This is a genomic window from Neoalteromonas flava (genome assembly GCF_002807685.1).
Lineage (GTDB): Bacteria > Pseudomonadota > Gammaproteobacteria > Enterobacterales > Alteromonadaceae > Alteromonas_E > Alteromonas_E flava.
In genome coordinates this window covers 1-3751 of sequence record NZ_PEAX01000010.1, presented here as the reverse complement: position 1 = coordinate 3751, position 3751 = coordinate 1, and the positions used below count along the sequence as shown (strand labels likewise).

Annotated in this window: 7 protein-coding genes; 4 read left to right on the top strand and 3 right to left on the bottom strand. The window is 39.5% G+C overall.

Annotation, left to right across the window (positions count from 1 at the left end; all coding sequences use genetic code 11):
• Positions 1–116 precede the first annotated feature (116 nt).
• From CSH92_RS16650 to CSH92_RS16640, 3 genes are all read right to left on the bottom strand, one after another.
• Positions 117–404: a helix-turn-helix domain-containing protein gene (locus CSH92_RS16650; protein ID WP_100658781.1), complete on the bottom strand. Its 288-nt coding sequence runs from the start codon at positions 402–404 to the stop codon at positions 117–119.
• Positions 391–726, bottom strand: a complete 336-nt coding sequence (locus tag CSH92_RS16645) for a type II toxin-antitoxin system RelE/ParE family toxin (protein ID WP_240612854.1) — start codon at positions 724–726, stop codon at positions 391–393. Before CSH92_RS16645 ends, CSH92_RS16650 begins: the two co-directional genes overlap by 14 nt.
• Before the next feature lie 68 nt (positions 727–794).
• The gene (locus CSH92_RS16640; protein WP_100658779.1) at positions 795–1421 is read right to left on the bottom strand and encodes a tyrosine-type recombinase/integrase; all 627 of its coding nucleotides are present in this window, start codon (positions 1419–1421) and stop codon (positions 795–797) included.
• A gap of 184 nt (positions 1422–1605) precedes the next feature.
• On the opposite strand from CSH92_RS16640, the gene CSH92_RS17350 reads away from it, so the two are divergent.
• The 4 genes from CSH92_RS17350 (at position 1606) to CSH92_RS16625 (ending at position 3556) form a co-directional block, all read left to right on the top strand.
• Positions 1606–1737, top strand: coding sequence for a hypothetical protein (locus CSH92_RS17350; RefSeq protein WP_276307878.1), 132 nt, complete (start codon positions 1606–1608; stop codon positions 1735–1737).
• 21 nt (positions 1738–1758) lie between these two features.
• Positions 1759–1941 carry an RHS repeat-associated core domain-containing protein gene (locus CSH92_RS16635; protein ID WP_100658778.1) on the top strand — a complete coding sequence of 61 codons (183 nt, stop codon included), beginning with the start codon at positions 1759–1761 and terminating at the stop codon, positions 1939–1941.
• A gap of 138 nt (positions 1942–2079) precedes the next feature.
• Positions 2080–2919, top strand: coding sequence for a hypothetical protein (locus tag CSH92_RS16630; RefSeq protein ID WP_100658777.1), 840 nt, complete (start codon positions 2080–2082; stop codon positions 2917–2919).
• Positions 2920–3058: 139 nt separating this feature from the next.
• A complete protein-coding gene (locus tag CSH92_RS16625) occupies positions 3059–3556 on the top strand; it encodes a hypothetical protein (RefSeq protein WP_124916991.1) in 498 nt (165 codons plus the stop codon).
• Positions 3557–3751 lie beyond the last annotated feature (195 nt).

The window sequence follows — 3751 nt, the reverse complement described above, 5'->3', positions numbered from 1 at the left end:
TGTACGTAAAGCCGACAAAGATAAAACTCTTTGAAGAAAAGCAGATAGCGCAAAGCGGACGCTTATGAACCGGAATGAGTGCACCCGAAAGCAGACACTGGTTTATGGATGCTAGTTTAGTATAAGTCGGAGAATACTTCTGGGTGTTGTTCAGCGATCCTCAATAATGCAATAGCAGGGCCATTTGGTTCACGACGGCCTTGCTCCCAGTCTTGCAATGTTCGCTTACTGACTCCGAGCATAGCTGCGAATGCAGCCTGAGACATTCTAAGTTTTGCCCTAATAACATCAGGCGATGATGGCTCAGAAAGTTGCGTTGTTTTTAGCTCTACTTTTCCTTTCTTAAAGCTCTGGATCTCTTCAATTCCCGCTAGAATTTCGGCTCCTAAATCACGATTTGTCATTATTAATTGCCTCCGCGATCTTCTTAAGTTGATGACCAGGTATGGTTGCTTTGTCCGATTTACCGTATATGGTCAGCATCCACATTTCACCACCAGATTTTTTCCAATAATAAATAACCCTAACACCGCCACTTTTCCCTTGTCCGTCGGCTGCCCACCGCACTTTTCTAACACCTCCAGAGCCTCTCACAACGTCACCAGATTCTGGATGTTGTAAAAGATAATTTTGTAGGCCTCGATAATCATCATCGCCTAAGTAACTAGGTAGCAGTTTGGTGAAAAGGCTAGTTTCGATAAATATCATAACACCATAGTACGGCAATGCCGTACCCCGGTAAAGTAATTAGTTTGTGCGATTGGATTACTTCCTTGAATCAGTTAAGTTTTCGATTACAAATCAAGATGCTCAGAGCTTTCTAGAGCATCTTCTACCGTTATTCCTAAGTAATGAACGGTACTCTCTATTTTCTTGTGGCCAAGTAGAATTTGTATTTCACGCAAATTATGTCTCATTTTATAAAGCAAAGATGCTTTAGTTCTGCGCAAAGAATGCGTTCCATAATCGGAAGGGTCTAAACCTATTGATTCGACCCAGCCCTCAACAATCCTTGCGTAGGTGCGTGTTGTTATATGCGGTGAATCATGAAGACGAGATTTAAAAATAAAGTCATCAAGTTTTACATCCGATTCAATAAACCATTCGTCTAACGCGTTTCTGGTTTTTTCCGTTATTTCAAACGTCACTGGACTTTGTGTCTTTTGCTGCATGATGGTAGTTCGGCTCAGCACGCGATTGCTATGAGCAACATCTCGGCGTTTTAAACTAACCAAGTCACACCCTCGTAATTTGCTATCTATAGCAAGATTAAAAAGCGCTAAATCTCTCTTATTTCCAGATTTAGATAAAAGCGTCCTTATCGACCAAACCTGCGATGCTTTTAGTGGTAGCTTTTGTCCAATCAACTTTCCTTTATTCCATGGTGTCCGTTGGGCATTAGTTTTTTCGTTGATAACCATAATGGTTCTCCGTATCTCGATTCACGGAGCAGCTAGTAACCAACAATCACACGTACTCTAAGCAAAGTTTAATATACTTGTGATTTCAATATTAGAGATACCATTAAAAGCAGACGTTCTATTGGCTGCTAATAACTATCTTTGTGGATATATAAGTTCCTAGGATATAGAACTCGACTTTATTGTGGATAGTAATCAAGCCTATCAGCAAATCATCGCTGAGCAAGATGCCAGTGACAGCATCGTAAAAGAATACCTCTACTGCAATGACCTAATCAGTCAAAACAAGGGCGGTGCTGTAAACTACTTCCACTAAGACAGCTTAGGCACCACCAGATTGCCTTCAGATAACCAGACGCTAATCTCAGATGAGTATGCGTATGAGGCTTTTGGCGAATTACTGGGGCAAACCGGCACAACCGATAATGATTATCTGTATACCGGTGAGCAATTTGATGCAGAATTAGATAACTATTACCTGCGGGCACGCTACTATAATCAGGATGTCTTGGATAATTAGACCGTTACAGTTGTCGGCTCAAATAATATTCTTAGCACTAATACAACCAGAACGATTAACTCACCAATCACAAATCGGGCGTAGCAAGCAATATGGATACCTTGTAATTAAAAATCTAAAGAATATAGGAGGGTAGCAATGATTAATGATTTCAACTACTACACTTGCAAGGTCCACAGCGCAAATGGAAAAGTTACGATGACGATTGCAGGGGACGAAAACTTAAGGGTGACAGCTGATTCATTGGAAGAATGTGAGTTTTATATGTCAGAAAAATTGATGGCTCTGAAAGGTGATTTTTCTCCATATTTTGAGTATGAACAAGATCTCGAAGACTTGAGAGTTAAAGATCATTTTCATAAGCCTTTAATTAAATGCGTTCCGATAGAAGGCGCTCATTTGTTAGAAACTGCTGATAGATATTACACGGAAGGAGTCTGTAAAACATGCGGCAAAACTAAGGGAGTGCGTAATGGTAGATATCTCAGTTACAAAGCGCAGCTTCCAAATTGCGACATACTAGCAACAAGTAGGTGGGGCCCAGGCTTAGTATTGAGCGTTGCTAATGTCTGTGTTGTATCCTCTCGTCTGGCTTCAATACTAAAAGGATACGATTGGTTTGATTTTACTCCCGTGATAAATAGCGGCAAGAAGGAGATGTATGAAGTTCGAGATAAACGATTTATAGAGCCTGTACAGCCGATCCTAGTAGACGGGGCGGCAGAGTTTTTTGGCGAAGAGCATATAAAAAAATGTGAGGTGTGTGGTTTTCATTGGGAAGACTACTTTAATGGAAAATTCTTTACGGAAATATTACCTAAAGAAATACTCATTAATCATGAGCTGGATGCACTAATCATCAATGGAACACTATACATAACAAAAAAGTTGCATGACGAAATTAAAGTAAAGTTTTCATTAGTTGGGGTCGAATTTCAAAAACAGCCGTTTTATCAATTGAGTAGAGGTTTTCTCTGACAGCCATTTGTCATAATGCTGCAGTTAATACAGATTTGACCTAACAATTCTACCCTAACCCATGTCCGTTGATCATTAATTGAGGACAGTTACAGGGTGAACAAAAATTTCTGAGAAATTAATGAACGCATGTAATTACTTGAAATCCAAAATCAAAACTCTAGCGAAAACCGGGTTACCTAATTATGTTTTAGTTAGTAGTAAAGGTTTCGAGCCAAGCGGCAGTTTGGTTTATTGTTGTAAAGGGAAAATTAGAAAATTTATTATATTTTGTATAGATGGAAGCAAAAGGGATTGTTGGCTCGAATGTGCTTGGGCTGACAGTGATTTAATTTCAAGAAATATTAAAACTTCACTTTCCTCGCTAACTCTAAATGAGATTAACTTAGGGGCAACACCTAGAGAATTTTCTGAATCTAATCAGATTGTTGATGTAACTTCACTTCAAAAAGGTCCAAATGGATATGTGTTTAAGCCATATGAACTGCCGATGGCGTTGAATGCTAGGCACATCTCAAGGAATGAGAAAAAGTTTGAAGATCTAGCTAATTTAATGATGAAAGATGCTACGGAGCTCGCCTACGTTTATCTAAACCTTTTAGAAAAGCATCAAAAGGGACATGATTTTTTAGGTTGATAATTAGCCTTATAACGCTGACTGTTGCGCTCGATCAGGCGACGCGTTATGAGTATGACGAAGCGGGCCAAAATGTATTAGTTTTCTATAAAAAGTGACTGTCTCCTTTTGGGAGGGACGATACGAGCCTTGAATGTCTGCTTTCTGTGATCTTGCTTTTTAACACCAATAAGTCACAACGACTGCAACTTGTCT

Bases quoted from the DNA above. Each gene is read 5' to 3' on its own strand.
- CSH92_RS16630 (WP_100658777.1), top strand. From the start codon at position 2,080: ATGATTAATGATTTCAACTACTACACTTGCAAGGTCCACAGCGCAAAT.
- CSH92_RS16650 (WP_100658781.1), bottom strand. From the start codon at position 404: ATGACAAATCGTGATTTAGGAGCCGAAATTCTAGCGGGAATTGAAGAG.
- CSH92_RS16640 (WP_100658779.1), bottom strand. From the start codon at position 1,421: ATGGTTATCAACGAAAAAACTAATGCCCAACGGACACCATGGAATAAA.